This is a genomic window from Nocardia sp. NPDC102475 (assembly GCF_055584605.1).
In genome coordinates, this window is sequence record NZ_JBVJLS010000001.1 from 293,896 (window position 1) to 312,202 (window position 18,307).

Sequence of the window (18,307 nt, forward strand, 5' to 3'; positions counted from 1 at the left end):
GGGACGACCACCGCGAGGCAGTAAACTGCTGGTCAATGAGTACCAATCAGGTCGACAGCGTTCCTGGCGACAACGACAGGGACAACGACGGCCCGACCTTCGCCGATCTCGGCATCGATGACCGCGTCCTCGCGGCCATCGCCGATGTGGGCTATGAGTCGCCGTCTCCCATCCAGGCGGCAACCATCCCACCGCTGCTCGACGGCGCCGATGTGGTCGGGCTGGCCCAGACCGGCACCGGCAAAACCGCGGCATTCGCCATCCCGATCCTCATGGGTATCGAGGCGACCGGCAAACTTCCGCGCGCCCTCGTGCTGGCCCCGACGCGCGAACTCGCGATCCAGGTCGCCGAGGCATTCGGCCGCTACGCCACCCACATCCCCGGACTGCATGTGCTGCCGATCTACGGCGGCCAGGCCTACGGCGTCCAGCTCTCCGGCCTGCGCCGCGGCGCGCACGTCGTGGTCGGCACGCCGGGCCGGGTGATCGATCATCTGGAGAAGGGCACGCTCGACCTGTCGCAGCTGCAGTATCTGGTGCTCGACGAGGCCGACGAGATGCTGAAGATGGGGTTCCAGGAGGATGTCGAGCGCATCCTCGCCGACACCCCGCGCGAGAAGCAGGTCGCGCTGTTCTCCGCGACCATGCCCTCGGCGATCCGCAGTATCTCCAAGAAGTATCTGCGCGAACCGGTCGAAATCACCGTCAAGTCGAAGACCTCGACCGCTACCAACATCACCCAGCGCTGGGTGCAGGTTTCCCATCAGCGCAAGCTCGACGCACTCACCCGGATTCTCGAGGTCGAGTCGTTCGAGGCGATGATCCTCTTCGTGCGCACCAAGCAGGCCACCGAAGAACTGGCCGAAAAGCTGCGCTCGCGTGGTTTCTCCGCCGCGGCGATCAATGGCGATATCGCGCAGAACCAGCGTGAACGCACCATCGGCCAGCTGAAGTCCGGTGCACTCGACATCCTGGTCGCCACCGATGTCGCCGCTCGCGGACTCGATGTGGACCGCATCTCGCATGTGGTCAACTACGACATTCCGCACGACACCGAGTCCTATGTGCACCGCATCGGCCGCACGGGCCGGGCCGGGCGCAGCGGTCAGGCACTGCTGTTCGTCGCGCCGCGGGAACGTCATCTGCTCAAGTCGATCGAGCGCGCCACCCGGCATCCGCTGACCGAAATGCAGCTGCCCAGCGTCGATGATGTGAACACCCAGCGCGTCGCCAAATTCGGCGATTCGATCACCGAGAACCTCAGCTCGACGAACCTGGCGCTGTTCCGCAAGCTCGTCGAGGACTACGAACGCGAGCACAACATTCCGCTGGTGGATATCGCGGCGGCGCTGGCGGTCAGCGGCTACGACGGCGACAACTTCTTCATGGAGCCCGAGCCGGAGCCGGTCGAACGCCCGCAGCGCGAACGCATGCCGCGCGGGGATCGGCCCGCCCGCCGGTTCGAGGGTGAGGATCGCGGCCCTTCGCATCACCGCGGGACGGGAGCCGAATTGGCGACCTACCGGATCAGCGTCGGCAAGCGGCACCGGGTGGTGCCCGGCGCGATCGTCGGCGCCATCGCCAATGAGGGCGGACTGCGCCGCAGCGATTTCGGCCATATCAGCATCCGTCCGGACCACAGCCTGGTCGAATTGCCCGCGGACCTATCCTCGGAGACGCTGGATGCGTTGCGGCGCACCAGGATCAGCGGCCAGCTGATCCAGTTGCAGCTGGATTCCGGTCCGCCCGGCGCACGTCCGTTCCGCGCCGGACCGCGTCGCGATCGCGACGGCGGCAAGCGACCGGAACGGCGCAAGCCACGCTCCTGAACCGGGGAGGGGTAAACCAAGGTCAACGCGGCTAGCTACAGTGTTGCCGTCCGTGTCCGGCGAAGACACAGGAGGCCGCGTTTGATCGTGTTCGGTGATCGTGTCGTCTGCTCCGCCGTCGACTTGGTGCGCGCGGCGCAGTGTGAATTCGAGTTGCTGCGTGCCCTCGATACCGAACTGGGCACCATCGCGGACACGGCGGATGTGGCGCCGGATCATACCCAGCGCAGCGCATTCGACGATGCGCGCGCACGCAGGCTCGCGGACTTCCGTGATCGGTTCGGCGGTCGGATGGTGGAGATCCGTTGCGCCGCGCACGATCCGGCGGGCGATCCCGAAAGTTATATCGCCGCGCTGCGGGCCGCCAATGCCGAGACGGTCGCGGCACTGCGGGCCGGTGCACACGTGATCCACGGCGCCACCTTTTTCGACGGAAAATTCGTCTGTACCAGCGATTTTCTGATTCGGGCCGGTCATCGGGTGCGCTATACCGTGCACGGCACCGCGGCGGGACCACCGGATCGGATCGACGCGGCACTCGAACTCGCCGCCTGCGCCGACGCTTTGGACCGCAGCGGCGCGCTCACCGCTCCCCTGGTCCGGTTGTACCTGGACGAGAATAGCGAGACCCTCGCGCTCACCGATCTGCTGCCGGTGTATCTGGCTCGGCGTGGTCGGGTGGAACGGATCCTGGAAGACAAACTGAGCGAGTTGCTCCCGGTGCAGTGGGGCGATCCGCGCTATCTCGCCTGCGGCCACTGCCCGACCTGCACCAGCGCGATCTCGGCGGCACGCGACCTGCTGCTGGTCGCCGGTATGCCGCGCACCGCGCGGGCCAGATTGCGCGAGGCCGGGGTGAGCACCATCGATCGGCTGGCGGCCAGCACCGCGACCGTGCCCGGCCTCCCTCCGCGCACCTTCAGCGCATTGCATCGACAAGCCGAAATCCAGCTGGCCCGAGAAGATTCCGGTCGGCCGACCCACACGCTGGTCGACGCGATCGCGCTGGGCGCGTTGCCGCCACCCTCGCCGGAGGATCTCGCACTGACCATCGAGGAGGACTCATCGGGTCGGCTGCTCGGTATCGAGGTGGGCCGCAACGGCACGGTCCATCTGGCCTTCCGCGCCCCTTTCGGCGCGGCGCGCGCACCGTATCGGGCGATGACCGATATCGCCGACGAGGAGGCCGGGCAGCGGCGCGCTTTGGACGAGGTGCTCGACTACGTCGCGCAGAGGCTGCGGATGTATCCGGATATGCGTGTGTACCACTACACCTCCGGCGTGCGCTCGGCGCTGCTGCGGTGGACCGGTCGGTACGGGGTCGGCGAGGAGACCGTCGAGGATCTGCTGCATGCCGGTGTGCTCGTCGATCTGTATCCGATCGTGCGCAATGCCCTGCTGATCGGGGAACGCTCCTATCGGCTGAGTCGACTGCGGCGGCTGCTGCCGAATGCCGCGGGCCAGGAACGCGATTGCGTCACCGTGCTGCGGCTACGTGACTGGCTGCTGGATCGGGTGACCGAACGGCGCGTGGACTCGGATGCGGTGCTCCTGGATCAGGCGAGTTCGTGGTGCCTGGTGCCGAGCCCGGAGGAGCCCGATCCGCTGCCGCCGTCGCGGCCGTCATCGATCGAGGCCGCACTCGCGGAATTCGCGGCGGCACAGCGCGAGCCACGCCATCCCGCGGCATTGATGGCGGCGGCGCTCGGCTATCACCGGCGCGAGCGGCAGCCGCTGTGGTGGGCACATGCCGACCGGCTCAGTCATCCGGTCGACGAATGGGCCGATGCGCCAGGGGTATTGGTGGCCGATTGGGGGACGGTCGACACCAAATGGCATCGCAGCCCACACCAGCCGACCATGCGCAGATACCTCACGCTGACCGGACGGATCGGCATCGGCTGGGGCGGCAGCGATACCGCGGGCGGCGCCGCGACCGGCACCGTGCTGACACCGGGCGCCACCGTTTACACCTTCTACGATCAGCCGGTCGCCGCCGGGATGATCACCGCCGTCGGCCGGCGCGCGACCGCCACCGCGACCGTGCTCGGCTGCTCGGTGGACGCGAACTTCGACGACACCGTGCGGCTGGAGGAACTGCTGCCGCACGGCTGCGAACCCTACGACGAGCTGCCGATCGCGATCTCCCCCGGCCTGCCCGCCTGGGACGAGAATATCGAGACCGCGGTCGAATTCGCCGCCCAGCAACTGCTGATGGCGCTACCGGAGATCCCGGCGGGCGCGGTCTTCGACATCCTCGCCCGCCGACCCCCGCGCCTGCGGCGTGCCGAGCGGCTACCGGATGTGCACGGTGACCACGCGGCGGCCATCACGGCCGCGCTGCGCGATCTCGACGATTCCTACCTCGCGGTGCAGGGACCGTCGGGCACCGGCAAGACATCCACCGTCGCCAGGGCGATCGAACGTCTGGTCACGCGGCACAAGTGGCGCGTCGGCATTGTCGCGCAGACGCATTCGACGGTGGAGAGCCTGCTCGACATGATCGTCGCGATGGGCGTGCTACCGGAACTGCTGGCCAAGAAGGATGTCGAGGCGGTGGCGCCGGAGTGGTCGGTGATCGACGGCACGCGCTATCCGCGGTTCCTGGACAATGCGGTCAACGGCTGCGTAGTCGGTGGCGTACCGGCCGATTTCGCCGATGACGAGGTGGTGCCCGGCGACAGTCTCGACCTGCTGGTGATCGCCGATGCGGGCCGCTTCCCACTCGCCGATACCGTCGCCGTCGCGGTGAGTGCGCGCAAGCTGCTGCTGGTCGGCGATCCGGCGCCGTCCGCGGCGCGCAGCGCGCATCCGGAACCGGTCGACGAATCGGTGCTCGGCTGGCTCACCGAGGGTCGCGACACCCTGCCCGCCGACCGCGGCTACTTCCTGGACCGCACCTGGCGGATGCACCCGCGCGTCTGCGATCCGATCTCCCGGCTGTACTACGACAACCGGCTGCGCTCCAACGAAACCGTCACGCTCGCGCGGCAATTGGAGGGCATCGAACCCGGCATCGAGACGGTGCTGGTGGCACACAGCGGCGATTCGACCGAATCGGTGGCCGAGGCCCGCGAGGTGGTCCGCCGGGTGCGCGCCCTGCTCGGGGTCTCCTGGATGACCGGTGCGATGACGCGACGGCTGCATCCGCACGACATCCTCGTGGTCGCGCCCTACAGCGCCCAGGTCGGACTGATCCGAACGCTGCTGGCCCGGGCCAAGATCGAGGATGTGCTGGTCGGCACCGCCGAGCGATTCCGCGGTCGGGAGGCGGCGGTGGTGCTCATGTCGATGACCACCTCCAGCCCCGCCGACGCGCCCTACGGTATGCGCTTCCTGCTGTCGCGCAGTCTGGTTCAGGCGACGCTGTGTCGGGCCATGTGGAAGGCCGTCATCATCCGGTCACCATTGCTCACCGAATATCTGCCGAGCACGCCGGATGATCTATCGGATCTGGCGACATTCCTACGACTCAGCTGAATATTTCTTTCAGCATTTGCTCGGTTTGTGACCGAAATATTCAGTTCGAACCGGTTGGTTCTTTTAGTGGAATTCGATCTTGAAATTGCGGTCGCGCGCAATTCGCAATTAGCAGCCGGCTCAGCCGAAGCAGTTGCCCTCACCGCGATAAGTGGGCACCGTTGTCCGCGTGCCATCCGCATGGACCAAGTGGACGTGGTTGAACCGCTCGCACAACTCCCCGGCCTTGGCATGCCGGAACCACACTCGATCGCCGATCCGCAGTTCGGCGGCTCCCGAGAGCGGCGTCTGCACCTCGCCCGCACCCTCGGTGCTGAGCAGCTTCAAGCCGGTGGGCCACGCCGGCTTAGGCACCCGCGACGCCCCGGTCGGACCGGAGGCGATGTACCCGCCCGCGAAAACCGTTGCGATGGACGGGGTCGGCTTGCGCAGCACCGATGTGGCGAAGAACAGCGCTGGGCGCGGGGTGAAGGCGCGGTAGTGATCGAACAGCGTCGGCACATACAGCCCGGAGCCCGCGGTCACCTCGGTGACATCCGGATCGGTGACGCTGACCTCGATGGATCCGGAGCCACCGCTATTGACGATCTCCAGCTTGCCGACCACCGAGCGCACCGCGTCCAGAACTTGTCTGCGCCGCTTGCCGATTTCGGCCGCCGAGGCCCGCTTCACCAGGCGCACAGCGATATTGGAGTCGGGCAGCCCGGCGATCTGCGCCTCGTATGTCATTACGCCGACCACGTCGAATCCACGGTTCACGGCCTCGCGCGCGAGCGCGGCGGCCTGTTCGGGAGTACGCACCGGCGAGCGCCGAACACCCAAGTGCAGCGGGCCGATTCGCAGTGAGGCGTCCACATCGAGGCAGATACGGGGCCGCGACAGATCGGTGCCGACCGCGGCGCGGATCAGGTCCAACTGCGCGACATCATCGACCATCAACGTAATGGATTGGCGCAGCATGTCATCGGTGCCGAGTTCGGCGAGCGCCGCGCGGTCGACGGTCGGATAGCCGAGCAGCACATCGCGCGCGCCGAGGCGGACCAGCCAGATGGCCTCCGCCAATGAGTAGGACATGATTCCCGCGAAGCCGCCGGACGAGGTGAGCTCGGCGCCGAGCACCTCTTCGAGCACCGCGCGGCAGCGCACCGATTTACTCGCGACTCGGATAGGCACTCCACCCGCGCGACGGACCAGGTCAGCGGCGTTGGCGCGCAGCGCGGTCAGGTCGAGGGCAGCCAGCGGCGGGTCCAGCTCGGCCGTGGCCGCATGCAGTGCGACAATCGGCGACGTGTCTGTCACCAGGCCCACTCAACCACCAAACTGGTCAAACGTCCAGTATTGCGAGAATCAGACTTCGGTTGCCCGGGTGGCCAGGCTGCTGACCAGGTCGTCGAGCACGACCAGCATCGTTTCGTCATTGCAATCCGCGAGCCAGCGCAGCACCGTGCCCTGCAGCATCGAGACCACGTAGGCCGCGATGGCATCCGTCGGCTCCAACCACTGCGCGCCCGAACGGTCGGCGCAGAGATCCAGGAAGCTCGCGACCTCGGAGTCCATTTCTTGGAACAGAGCCGTGGCCTGCGGGTCGGCGACACAATCGGTCTGCGCCTCCCACCGTTCGGCCAACTGATGCGCGGTCGCCTCGTACCTGCGGGCCTGCTTGGCCGGAGCCGCCTTGACCAACGGCCAGTACGCGCTCACGCCGGCATGCAGCAGCACCCGAAGTGCTCGCACTCCGGTGAAATCGAGCGAGGCGGCCGCCTTCTCGACGGCCTCGCAGATGGTCGGCCGCAGCCTGACCGCCGCTATTTCTCCACGTACGCTCAACGACGACTCCCTCGAGGAAAGAACTCGCGCACCCTCGTCGGCGCGACTCGCTGAACATGACAGGCAGCTCTCACGAATCCCCCGTCAGGGAATTTCCTGGATGCCCAGTCCAACATTCATCAATGGTAGAGGCTTTCCAAGGTTTAAGAACGGGTTCGTTGGGTATTTCCAGACTGGAAGAATGTTTTGTTACCCAACCGGAATCGCACTGCGATCGAGCGGTGCTCACCGGAATCGCCTCCCAGGGCGTCACTCTCGCGTCTGCCCCACGCAAGATAGACCATCGACCAGACTACGGTACATAAAGGTACCGCTCCGGCATCCTGTGGCGGATCCCACACCAATACCTCGCAAACTGGACGGCCGACGGTTCCGCGATCGACACCGTGCCGACACCGCGAGGTAGCTAGCCTGGACCGGTGACTCTCTCGCCCTCGGCCGACCAGTTCTATCTGACCGGCACCTTCAACTTCCGCGATCTCGGCGGTCTGCGCACCGTCGACGGCGCGCGGCTCCGCCCCGGCGTGCTGTTGCGCTCGGCCCAGCTGAGCGGCCTCGACCTGCCCGGACACGGGATCCTGCGCGAACTCGGCGTCACCGATGTCTTCGACCTGCGCGGGCCGCGCGAGATCGAGCACATCGGCCACGACAATCTGCCCGAGGGCGTGCGACTGAATGTCACACCGTTCGACTCCCGGATGGCCGAGGCGCCGCCGCACGATGCGCAGACCGACGCCGCCTTCCCGCATATGCTCGAGGTCTACCGCGACTTCCCGTCCCGGCCCGAGGCCAACGCCGCGATCATCGCCATCGCCGAGACGATCGCCCACGGCGACGGCGCGGTGCTGGTGCATTGCGCGGCGGGTAAGGACCGCACCGGGTGGGCGATCGCGACCCTGCTGCGCGCGGTCGCCGTCGGCGAAGCCGATGTGCTCGCCGACTTCATGGCCAGCAATGACGCCGTCCCCGCCCTGCGCGCCATGATGGCGCCGAAACTCACTGCGGGCGTGGAACTTTCCATAGATATCCTCGGCGTGCGCGAGGACTACCTGCGCATCGCGACGGATACGGTGCACGAAAGCCACGGCGATTTCGACACCTACCTGGCCGCCATCGGATTCACCGCCGACCTGCGCGCGCGATTGCGCGACCGCATGCTCGAGTGAGTCACCCCGTCTGCGCCCGCTCGCGTCGGACCAGACCGTCGGCGTCGATGCTGACCTGATCGCCGGTGTGGAACCAGCTTCCGGTGAAGCGGTCCGCGGTGGTCTCCGGATCGTTCCAGTAGCGGTGGGTGACATTCGGTCCGCGACACAGCAATTCGCCGCGTCCGGTCTGCGCCTGCGGTCCCCACAGCGCCAATTCGGTACCGCCGAAGGCGAATCCGAGCACCGGATCGGCGCCGGGCGCGGTATCGGTGTCGTCGTCGACGACCAGGCCGATGCCGCTGGTTTCGGTCGCGCCCCAGACCGACCACCGCCGCGCGGCCGGGAACATATCCCGCAGGGGGGCGGCCAGATCCGCGGGATCGGTGGGAGCGGCGGCGCGTTCGCCACGATGGCCCGCATTGCTGACCCGGACGATGCCCTCGGTACACAGTCCATCGGTGCGCAACGCCGCGAGTTCGGGCAGCAGGCGGGCGAAGATGCGCGGTGTCGCGGAAACCATATCGATCCGTTCGGAGACAATGGTTTCCGCGAGACTGCGACTATCCGGCGCGAGGACGACGGTGCCGCCGACCGCGAAAGTCGGCAGCAGCTGGTCCACACAGCCGCTCGCATGCGCCAGCGGCAACAGCACCAGATTGCGCAGTCCGTCGGTCGGCAGATCCAGCGCCGCGACGACGGAGCGGATCGCCGAGAGCAGATTTTCGTTGGTCAGCTCGACGCCCTTGGGCGCGACGGTGGCATTGACCGGACACAGCCCGGTGCCGCTGGTGTAGCAGAGCAGTGCCAGATCGTTCAGGGCCGCACCGTCATCGATGAAGGCGGCGCCGTCGGGCAGTTCGTCGCTGCCGCCGCCGAGTACGAAATCGGTACTGCTGTCGGCCATCACCCGCTCGGCCACCGCATCGGGCAGTCCGTCGTGCACCAGCACCGGGACCGCGCCGCTGAGCAGCGCCCCGAGGAAGGCCTGTACCCAGCGCGCGCCCGTCGGCATGTGGATGGCGACCCGGTCGCCGTAACCGATGCCGTGTTCCTGCAGACCGCCAGCGATGCGGGAGGCGCAGTGCCACAGTTCCCGATAACTCAGCCGGGGGCCGCCGATCTCCACGACCGCCTCCCTGGTCGAGAAGGCGTGTACCTGCAGATCCAATAGTTCGGTCAGCGCAGGGGTGAGATTGCCGTAGCGCAGCACCCCATCGGCGCCGCGGGCCAGCGGGGCGTCGCAAGAATGCGGACGGTTGAGTGGATATTCGACCAGAAACTGCGACATGGGTCCTCCGCACACGCCTGGAGCCTGCAGGCTCTTGCGACTATATGACGCGAGTCACATTTTCGCTGGCATAGGCGGTGAACTCGCCGACGCTCGTTCAAGCGCGGGGCTAATGGCGGACTTCGTCCGGCAGCGCCCGATTATGCGACGAACGTGTCCCGGCTGTCACCGACCGGTGTAGATCGCCTTTCCCGGTCCGACCTCCAGGAAGCTGCGCACCGCACCGCGCAGATCCGCGGTGTCGAACAGCGCACCGGACACCTCCGGCGTCACCGAATCCGCGTGCGCCACACCGCCGGATCGCCACGCCTCGATGATCTGCTTGGTCGCGGCATGCGCCCGGGTCGGGCCCTGGGCCAGGCGATTCGTCAACTCCTTCGCGGCGGCATCGACATCGTCGTGGATGGCGTTGACCACGCCCCATTCGGCCATGGTCGCGGCGTCGTAGAGATCACCGGTCATCACGAATTCGCGGGCGCGGCCCGAACCGGCGCGCTCGGCCAGTCGCTGTGGCCCGCCCATCGACGGCGTAAGACCGACGACCGTCTCCACCAGCCCGAATTTCGCCTTCGGCGCGGCCAGGATGATGTCGCAAGCCAGGGCCATTTCGAAGGCGGCGGTCAGGGTCAGGCCGTGCGCGGCGAAGACCACCGGACACGGCAGCGCCTCCAGCGGATGGATGATCTGCGCGAACAGGGTGCGCCACAGCGCGGCGCCCTGGTCAACTGTCAGCCCGTCGAAGACGTGCACGTCGACGCCACCGGAGACCAGCTTGCCCTCGGCCCGCAGCAGCACCGCGCGCGGCGGGTTGGCCGACAGCTCGGCGAGATCCTCGACGAGCGCGTCGAGCATCGACTGGTCGAATAGGTTCAGCGGCGGATTGGCCAGGGTGAGGGTCGCGACCTCGGCGCCGGCGTCGGTGGTTTCCCGGGTCAGCCTGGTGGCCTTCGTATCACTCATCCGGCAAGAGTAAGGCGTCCATCTGCCAGACTAGGCGAGTGACCAAGTCGGTATCGGAAAACGGCTCCTACGTCGAGCCCGGTGAGTTCAACCGGGACACGAACTACATCACCACACGCATTACTGCCGACGGACGCGACGGGTATCCGGTCGAGTCGGGCCGCTATCGGCTGATCGCGGCGCGGGCCTGTCCATGGGCCAACCGCACGCTGATCGTGCGCAGGTTGCTGGGGTTGGAAGACGTCATATCGCTCGGGCTGTGCGGGCCGACGCACGACAAGCTCAGCTGGACCTTCGATCTGGATCCCGGTGGGGTGGATCCGGTACTCGGCATCCCCAAGTTGCGGGACGCGTACCTCGCGCGGTTCCCGGAGTATCCGCGCGGCATCACGGTGCCCGCGATCGTGGACGTCCCCACCGGGCAGGTGGTGACCAATGACTACGCGCAGATCACCCTCGACTTCTCCACCGAATGGACCGAACTCCATCGCCCCGGCGCGCCGCAGCTGTATCCGCAGGAGCTACGGGCCGAGATCGACGAGGTGAACCTGGCCGTCTTCCGTGATGTCAACAACGGGGTCTATCGGTGCGGATTCGCTGGTACGCAGGAGGCGTACGAGGTGGCCTACGATCGGCTCTTCGCTCGGTTGGACTGGCTGTCCGAACGGCTCGCCACCCAGCGTTACCTGGTGGGCGACACCATCACCGAGGCCGATATCCGGTTGTTCACCACGCTGGTCCGCTTCGATCCGGTCTATCACGGCCATTTCAAGACCAACCGCTCCAAACTGAGCGAAATGCCGGTGCTCTGGGCCTATGTGCGCGATCTCTACCAGACGCCCGGATTCGGCGACACCATCGATTTCGGGCAGATCAAGGCGCACTACTACGTGGTGCACACCGATGTGAACCCGACCCAGATCGTGCCCAAGGGTCCGGAGCTGACCAACTGGCTGACCCCGCACGGCCGAGAAGCGCTGGGCGGCAGGCCATTCGGCGACGGCAACCCGCCGCCACCGCCACCGCTCACGGAAAGGGTCCCAGCCCTGCGCGAACCGGCGTGATCGAACCGACACGCTGGGAACCCGGCCGACCGGGTACATCGTTGTCATGACGAGTTGATGGCGGCCGGTGCAATAAGGTCGTTCCGTACGGGCGGAAGAGGAGGATATCGCCGTGTTCAAAGGCACGTTCGAGAAGACGGTGGTCCAGCTACTCGATACCGGGTCCCGCCTGCAGGCGCCCGCGGTCGCCAAGTACGTGGACCGGCTGCGGCGTTCGCATCCGTCGGAGAACCCCGCGCAGATCATCGAGCGACTGGAGCACCAGTACCTGCTCGCGGTCACCGGCAGTGGCGGTGCGGTCGGTGCGACGGCCGCCGTGCCGGGAGTCGGCACCATCGCGGCACTCGCGGCGGTCAGTGCCGAGACGACCTTCTTCATGGAGGCGTCCGCGGTGTTCACGCTGGCCGTCGCGGCCGTGCACGGCATCTCCCCCGAAGACCAAGAGACGCGGCGGGCGCTGGTGCTCGCGGTCGTGCTCGGTGAGAGCGGGATGGAGATCGTCGAGAAGACGGTCGGTCATTCGGCGAAGAACTGGGGCACGCTGTTCGCCAATAGGATTCCCGGCCTGTCGAGCATGAACGATTCGCTGCTCAAGCGATTCATCATCCGCTTCATCACCAAGCGGGCCGCATTGATGGCGGGCAAGGTGGTGCCAGCCGGTATCGGAGCGGTGATCGGCAGCGTCGGCAATCGGGCGCTCGGTAAGACCACGATCGGCAACGCGCGCAAGGCATTCGGGCCCGCGCCGGTGACCTGGCCCGCCGATCGGCAGCTCGTCATCGACGCCGATCCGCTGCCCGCCCTGGATCCGGCCAAGCCGCAACCCCCGACCACGCCACGATGAGCGCGGGCCGACCGCTCGCCTTCTCCGTTCGCGGCCTGACCAAGCGCTACGACCTGGTCACCGCGGTCGAAAACGTGAGCTTCACCGTGCCGTCCGGTACCACCGCCGCCCTGGTGGGTCCGGCGGGCGCGGGTAAGTCGACGATTCTGCGGATCCTGCTCGGCCTGCACCAGCCGACCTCCGGAACCGCCGCGGTCGGCGGGCCGGGCTCGCGGCGGCGAGACGGATCCGCGGTTGTCGTCGGCGGCATGTTGCAGCCACGTGGGCTGCATCCGGCTCGAAGCGCACGTGATCATCTGCTGGTGTATGCGGCAGCCGCGGGAGTAGAGGACGCGCGGGTCGACGAGGTGATCCAGCTGGTCGGCCTCGGCGAGTTGGCGAGGACACGGGCGGGCGAGCTGTCGGACGGATCGCAGACCCGGCTGGCCTTGGCGACCGCGCTGCTCGGTGATCCGCAGCTGCTGATTCTCGACGAGCCCTTGGCCGGTCTCGACGCGGCGGAACGCGCCTGGCTGGCGGAATTCCTGCGGCGGCACACCCGTCGCGGTGGCTCGGCCCTGTTGTCCAGCGAGAGCCTCGCGAACGTGATTCCGATGGCGGACAACATCATTGTCGTGAGCGAGGGCTCGGTGGTCTATCAGGGCACTCCGGCCCGGATTCGGCGCGGCCACCCCGATCGGCTGGTCGTCGCCGCATCGACCCCGATCGCACTCGCGACCATGTTGGCCGCACAGGGCTTCACCGATGCGGTGATCCGCCCCGACGGACGCCTCGCCGTCGCCGAAGCGACCGAAGCGCAGATCCGCGCGGCGGCGGCGGCAGCCGGTGTGCGCGTGGACAATATCGCCGCCGACCAGATCCATCCCGACCGAGTGCTCGCCTCATTGGTCAAACCGGCCCGCCCACCCCAGCCCGCCCCCTATGCCGGGATCGCACCGCAGCAACCGACCCCCTACGGGATTACACGATGATCGCCGTTCTGCCACCGGACCTCGTTCCGGCCGTCAACTCCGAGGTCCGCAAGGTCAGCACACTGCGCGCCGGCCGAATCCTGGCCGCGCTGATTCCCGCGGTCGCCCTCGTCGCGAGCACGGTGACCGTATTGCTCGCCGGCCCCGCCGATCCGAAATCCAATCCGGCCACAGGCGCGGCGACCATCGGGCTCTATATCGGTCTCGCGGTCGCGATCGTGCTGGCCGGTGCCTTCGGCGCGGCCGGTGCGGGAGCCGAATACCGTTACGCGACAATGCCGACCACCGCCCTGTTCACCTCCGACCGGGACCGGCTCGTCGCCGCGAAGTTCCTCGTCACCGCGGGCTTCGCCCTGGCAGCGACCTTCGTCGTCGAACTCATCGCCTTCGCCTGCCTGCTCGGTTTCGGCCGCGGCAAATTCGACTTCGGGGTGCGCTTACTCGCCGTCCTCGGCGGCGGGCTACTCGCCGCGGTCTGCTGGTCACTGATCGGCGCCGGCCTTGGCCTGCTGCTGCGCACCTCCACCACCGCGGTCCTGGCGATGCTCGGCTGGCTGGTGATCATCGAACCGTTGATCTGGGTCGTCGCCAAGGCGATCGGTTTCGCCGGAGTGGTCACCGTCCTGCCCGGCTCCGCCACCGTCAGCACCGTCGCCGTCGGTTCCTTCAAAGACAGCGACTTCCTGGCCCCCACCCCCGCCGCCCTGGTGGTCCTTATCCTCTGGACCATCGCCACCGCGGGCGGTGCCTGGTGGCTACTCCGCACCCGCGACATCTGATTACTCGACCGCCGAGCGCAGTCGAATGGCGGCCCAAAACCCCACCACCAACCACCATTTGACTACGCTCGGCGAACTCTCCGCCAAACCATCCCCGGACCAGCAGACCCCGAGAAGTCGGTGCGGGACAACATGCCCCACCGGCAGGGAACAACACAAGGGCGAGACGTGTCATTACCGTCGGTACCAGCACGACAAGACGGGATGAGCAGCGGAGTGACCGAGCGCGATATGGGTTGGATGCGCAGATTGTGGACCGAGTGCCGGAGCCACCGGGGAACGGTCACGGGCATCGCGATCGCATTGGCGGCCGGAGCACTGGTCGAGATCTCCGCGCCACTGCTGACCAAGCGCGCGGTCGATGCGGCCGGAGTGGGTGACACCTCCGTCATCGGGACCATCGCGGCCCTGCTCGCCCTGGTCGCATTCGGCCGCTTCACGGCGGCCTTCGGACGCCGCATGCTGGCCGGACGGCTTTCCCTCGATGTGCAGCACTCGCTGCGTGTCAGCCTGCTCGCCTCGCTACAGCGACTGGACGGCGTCGGGCAGGACGCGCTGCGCACCGGACAGGTGGTGTCGCGTTCGATTACGGATCTGCAGTTGGTACAGGGCCTTTTGGCGATGACGCCGCTGTCCGGGTTGGCATTGCTGGAGTTCCTGCTGGCCGCCGCAGTGATGGTGTGGCTGTCGCCGCCGCTGGCCGCCGTCGCATTGCTGGTGGTTCCGGCAATCGCGGTGCTGGTGTATCGGATGCGGCCCCGCCTGTACGCGGCAACGTGGTCGGCGCAGCAGCGAGCAGCCGAGGTCGCGCAACATGTCGAAGAGACCGTCACCGGCGTCCGGGTGGTCAAGGGCTTCGGGCAGGAAGCCCGGATGGTGCGGGTGCTGGAGGAGCACGGGCGCGTTCTCTACGCCGAGCGCATGCGCGCCGCCAAGATCAATGCGCGCTTCGCCCCCGTGGTGACCACGATTCCGCAAGCCGGACTGGTCGCGGTGATCGTCGTCGGTGGGCTGCTCGCCCTGCACGGCGTCATCGGCATCGGCACCTTTCTCGCCTTCTCCGCATACGTCACCACCATGACCGTCACCACCCGCACCATGTCGTCGGTGGTGATCATGGCCCAGCTGACCAGGGCCGCCGCCGAGCGGGTCTACCAGGTCATCGACGCCGCGCCCGAAATCGCCGACCCGCCCGCACCCGCCGAACTCCCCGATGGGCCCTTGGGTATCGAAATCGATGCGCTGACGTTCGGGTTCGAGACCTCGCAGCCCATCCTGCGTGACCTCGATCTGACCGTGCAGCCCGGCGAAACGGTTGCCATCATCGGGCCCGCAGGCTCCGGAAAGTCAACGCTCTCACTGCTTCTCCCCCGCTTCTACGCCCCGGAGTCCGGCACCATCCGCCTATTCGGATCCGCGGAAACCACTGAGCAGGTGGATATCGCCGACCTGCGCGCGTCCGATTTGCGCGGCGCGGTCGGGGTGGTGTTCGACGACCCGTTCCTGTTCAGCGACACCATCGCCGCGAATATCGCCCTCGGCCGACCGGAGGCCACCGACGCCGAAATCCGCTATGCCGCAAAGCTTGCCGCGGCCGACGAGTTCATCACCGAACTCACCGACGGCTACGACACCGTGGTCGGCGAACGCGGATTGACGCTCTCCGGCGGACAGCGGCAGCGAATCGCGTTGGCCAGAGCACTACTGGCGCGGCCACGGATTCTGGTGCTCGACGACGCGACCTCCGCGGTCGACGCGGTGACCGAGGCCGCCATCTTCGAGAAACTGCCCGATGCGGGCGGACGCACCACATTGATCCTGGCGCATAGGGAATCCACACTGGCTCATGCGGATCGGGTGATCCGGCTCCCCGGTCCGATCTCGTACGCCACCGAGGAAGCCACAATCGCCGACATTCCAGCGGCAGCCGGTTCCGGGCGCACCAGCGATTCCGGAAGCGCCACCACCGATGCCGGACACGCCCCAGCCACCGATTCCAGGCGCACCACGGCCACCGATTCCAGGGGCACCACGGCCACCGATTCCAGGGGCACCACAGCTACCAATCCCGGACGGACCACCGCTAGCGGCCCCGGACGCACTACTACCAGTTTCGCCCGCACCACCACACCGACCAGCGGCCCAGGCGGATTCTCCGGCGCAGCAGCCGATCTCAGCGAAACCCCCGAATTACGCCGCACCATCGAACGTCTGCCACCGGCCACCGAACAACCCGACCTCGACGACGAGCAGTTGCGCCAACCCGATCCCGGATTCCGACTCGCTCGCCTGTTGCGTCCGGTGCGCTGGCTGGTTCTAACCGTAATCACCCTGCTCGCACTGGACACCCTCATCGGCGTCGCCTTCCCGCCGATCGTCCGCTATGCCATCGATTCCGGTGTGAGCGGCCATGATTCAGGTGCACTCGCCCGAGCCGGAGTGCTCGGCGCGGTGTTGGTGGTGCTCGGTCTCGCGGTCGGCGCGGCGACCACCGTCCTCACCGCCCGCAGCGGCGAACGCGTCCTCTACGGGCTCCGTGTGCGCAGCTACGCCCATCTGCAACGGCTGGGATTGGACTACTACGAGCGCGAGCTGTCCGGTCGCATCATGACCCGGATGACCACCGATGTGGACGCACTCTCGACCTTCCTGCAAACCGGCGTCGCGACCACGCTGATCGGCGCGCTCACCCTGGTCGGTATCGCAGTGGCGCTATTGGTCATCGATGCCTCGCTGGCCGCGGTGGTGCTGATCGCACTGCCGCCGCTGCTGGTGGCGACGGCACTGTTCCGCCGCGTCTCCTCCACCGCCTACACCGTCTCGCGCGAACACGTCTCGACCGTCAATGCCGATTTCCAGGAAAATGTCGCCGGGCTGCGCGCCATCCAGGCCAACCGGCACGAGCCGGTCGCCGCCCGCCGCTTCGCCGAATACTCCGATCGCTATCGCGCCAGCCGGATGCGCGCCCAGCGCGCGATCGCCATGTACTTCGCCTTCGTCATCGCCTGGGCGGATCTGGCGCTGGCCGCGGTCGTGTACTTCGGCGCGCGCGAAGTCGCCGAGAACACCACGACCGCGGGCACACTCATCGCCTTCGTGCTCTACCTGCAGCTGCTCTTCGGCCCGATCCTGCAGTTGTCCCAGGTTTTCGACGGCTACCAGCAGGCGCGCGTCGGCCTGCGCCGCATCGGCGACCTGCTGCGCACCCCGTCCTCGATCGCCGCCGATCCACCGGACGCGATCGCGATCGACCACGGATTGCGCGGCGAGGTCTTCCTCGACGAAATCCGATTCCACTATCCGAGCACCGAGAAGCCCGCCCTCGACGGAGTGTCACTGCGGATTCCGGCCGGATCGACGCTGGCTTTGGTCGGACCGACCGGCGCGGGCAAATCGACCATCGTCAAGTTGCTGGCCCGCCTCTACGATCTGCCCAGCGACAACCCGGGTGCGATCGCGGTCGACGACATCGACATCCGCGACTACCGCCTCTCCGACTACCGCGCCCGGCTCGGCATCGTCCCCCAGGAAGCTCACCTCTTCACCGGCGACGTCGCCAGCAACATTGCATTCGGGAAACCTTCCGCGACCGAAGCGGAAATCGCGGCGGCCGCCACCGCGGTCGGTGCGGCCGACATGATCGCCGCGCTACCGCAGGGCATGCGTCATCCGATCGGCGAGCGCGGCCGCGGCCTCTCGGCGGGCCAACGCCAGCTGATCGCACTCGCCAGGGCCGAACTGGTCCGTCCGGATCTGCTGCTGCTCGACGAGGCCACCGCCACCCTCGATCCGGAGACCGAGGCATCGGTGCTGGTAGCGAGCCGATCGCTGACGCGCGGCCGGACCACCGTCGTCGTGGCGCACCGGCTGGGCACCGCCGCGCGAGCCGATCGGATCGCCGTCGTGGAACGCGGACGAATCGCCGAAATCGGGCCGCACGACACATTGGTTGCGGCTGGCGGCCGCTATGCCCAGCTCTGGGCGGCGGCCACCGAAACGGGGGGAATATTCTCGGGTGAGGACGGGTCGTCATCTTTGGGATCGGAGTTGTCCGGTGGTCAGTCGATCCACTGATTTGCTGCTGGGCCTATCCTCAGAGAGGGCGCATCGGCGCGCA

12 protein-coding genes are annotated in these 18,307 nt (G+C 67.4%); 8 read left to right on the plus strand and 4 right to left on the minus strand.

The window, feature by feature from the left end; all coding sequences use genetic code 11:
- The first annotated feature begins 35 nt into the window (after positions 1 to 35).
- Positions 36 to 1,829, plus strand: a complete 1,794-nt coding sequence (locus ACZ60G_RS01360) for a DEAD/DEAH box helicase (RefSeq protein ID WP_465806243.1) — start codon at positions 36 to 38, stop codon at positions 1,827 to 1,829.
- An 87-nt stretch (positions 1,830 to 1,916) separates the two neighbouring features.
- Positions 1,917 to 5,309: an AAA domain-containing protein gene (locus ACZ60G_RS01365; RefSeq protein WP_465806737.1), complete on the plus strand. Its 3,393-nt coding sequence runs from the start codon at positions 1,917 to 1,919 to the stop codon at positions 5,307 to 5,309.
- Positions 5,310 to 5,429: 120 nt separating this feature from the next.
- Here the strand turns inward: ACZ60G_RS01365 and ACZ60G_RS01370 are convergent, their stop codons facing one another.
- Complete coding sequence (locus tag ACZ60G_RS01370) at positions 5,430 to 6,617, minus strand: amino acid deaminase/aldolase (protein WP_465806245.1); 1,188 nt, start codon at positions 6,615 to 6,617, stop codon at positions 5,430 to 5,432.
- A 39-nt stretch (positions 6,618 to 6,656) separates the two neighbouring features.
- Positions 6,657 to 7,136, minus strand: a complete 480-nt coding sequence (locus tag ACZ60G_RS01375) for a TetR family transcriptional regulator (protein WP_465806247.1) — start codon at positions 7,134 to 7,136, stop codon at positions 6,657 to 6,659.
- Between the two features lie 419 nt (positions 7,137 to 7,555).
- On the opposite strand from ACZ60G_RS01375, the gene ACZ60G_RS01380 reads away from it, so the two are divergent.
- Positions 7,556 to 8,302: a tyrosine-protein phosphatase gene (locus tag ACZ60G_RS01380; protein ID WP_465806249.1), complete on the plus strand. Its 747-nt coding sequence runs from the start codon at positions 7,556 to 7,558 to the stop codon at positions 8,300 to 8,302.
- 1 nt (position 8,303) lies between these two features.
- Here ACZ60G_RS01380 and ACZ60G_RS01385 read toward each other — a convergent pair whose 3' ends face one another.
- Positions 8,304 to 9,572, minus strand: a complete 1,269-nt coding sequence (locus ACZ60G_RS01385) for a class I adenylate-forming enzyme family protein (RefSeq protein ID WP_465806251.1) — start codon at positions 9,570 to 9,572, stop codon at positions 8,304 to 8,306.
- Positions 9,573 to 9,737: 165 nt separating this feature from the next.
- Positions 9,738 to 10,532, minus strand: a complete 795-nt coding sequence (locus ACZ60G_RS01390) for an enoyl-CoA hydratase/isomerase family protein (RefSeq protein WP_465806253.1) — start codon at positions 10,530 to 10,532, stop codon at positions 9,738 to 9,740.
- Between the two features lie 38 nt (positions 10,533 to 10,570).
- On the opposite strand from ACZ60G_RS01390, the gene ACZ60G_RS01395 reads away from it, so the two are divergent.
- The 5 genes from ACZ60G_RS01395 to ACZ60G_RS01415 all read left to right on the plus strand — a co-directional run bounded on the left by ACZ60G_RS01395 (position 10,571) and on the right by ACZ60G_RS01415 (position 18,264).
- Positions 10,571 to 11,596: a glutathione S-transferase family protein gene (locus tag ACZ60G_RS01395; protein ID WP_465806255.1), complete on the plus strand. Its 1,026-nt coding sequence runs from the start codon at positions 10,571 to 10,573 to the stop codon at positions 11,594 to 11,596.
- 112 nt (positions 11,597 to 11,708) lie between these two features.
- A complete protein-coding gene (locus tag ACZ60G_RS01400; protein ID WP_040695046.1) occupies positions 11,709 to 12,440 on the plus strand; it encodes a membrane protein in 732 nt (243 codons plus the stop codon).
- Positions 12,437 to 13,411 (plus strand): ABC transporter ATP-binding protein, encoded by a 975-nt coding sequence (locus tag ACZ60G_RS01405; protein ID WP_465806257.1) that lies wholly within the window; start codon positions 12,437 to 12,439, stop codon positions 13,409 to 13,411. Before ACZ60G_RS01400 ends, ACZ60G_RS01405 begins: the two co-directional genes overlap by 4 nt.
- Positions 13,408 to 14,190 carry an ABC transporter permease gene (locus tag ACZ60G_RS01410; protein WP_465806259.1) on the plus strand — a complete coding sequence of 261 codons (783 nt, stop codon included), beginning with the start codon at positions 13,408 to 13,410 and terminating at the stop codon, positions 14,188 to 14,190. The genes ACZ60G_RS01405 and ACZ60G_RS01410 overlap by 4 nt, the downstream gene beginning before the upstream one ends.
- A gap of 204 nt (positions 14,191 to 14,394) precedes the next feature.
- Positions 14,395 to 18,264 (plus strand): ABC transporter ATP-binding protein, encoded by a 3,870-nt coding sequence (locus ACZ60G_RS01415; protein ID WP_465806260.1) that lies wholly within the window; start codon positions 14,395 to 14,397, stop codon positions 18,262 to 18,264.
- Positions 18,265 to 18,307: the final 43 nt, after the last annotated feature.

Excerpts from the sequence above, each read along its gene's own strand:
- ACZ60G_RS01360 (WP_465806243.1), top strand. The coding sequence starts at position 36 with ATGAGTACCAATCAGGTCGACAGCGTTCCTGGCGACAACGACAGGGAC.
- ACZ60G_RS01385 (WP_465806251.1), bottom strand. The coding sequence starts at position 9,572 with ATGTCGCAGTTTCTGGTCGAATATCCACTCAACCGTCCGCATTCTTGC.
- ACZ60G_RS01390 (WP_465806253.1), bottom strand. The coding sequence starts at position 10,532 with ATGAGTGATACGAAGGCCACCAGGCTGACCCGGGAAACCACCGACGCC.
- ACZ60G_RS01405 (WP_465806257.1), top strand. The coding sequence starts at position 12,437 with ATGAGCGCGGGCCGACCGCTCGCCTTCTCCGTTCGCGGCCTGACCAAG.
- ACZ60G_RS01410 (WP_465806259.1), top strand. The coding sequence starts at position 13,408 with ATGATCGCCGTTCTGCCACCGGACCTCGTTCCGGCCGTCAACTCCGAG.
- ACZ60G_RS01415 (WP_465806260.1), top strand. The coding sequence starts at position 14,395 with ATGAGCAGCGGAGTGACCGAGCGCGATATGGGTTGGATGCGCAGATTG.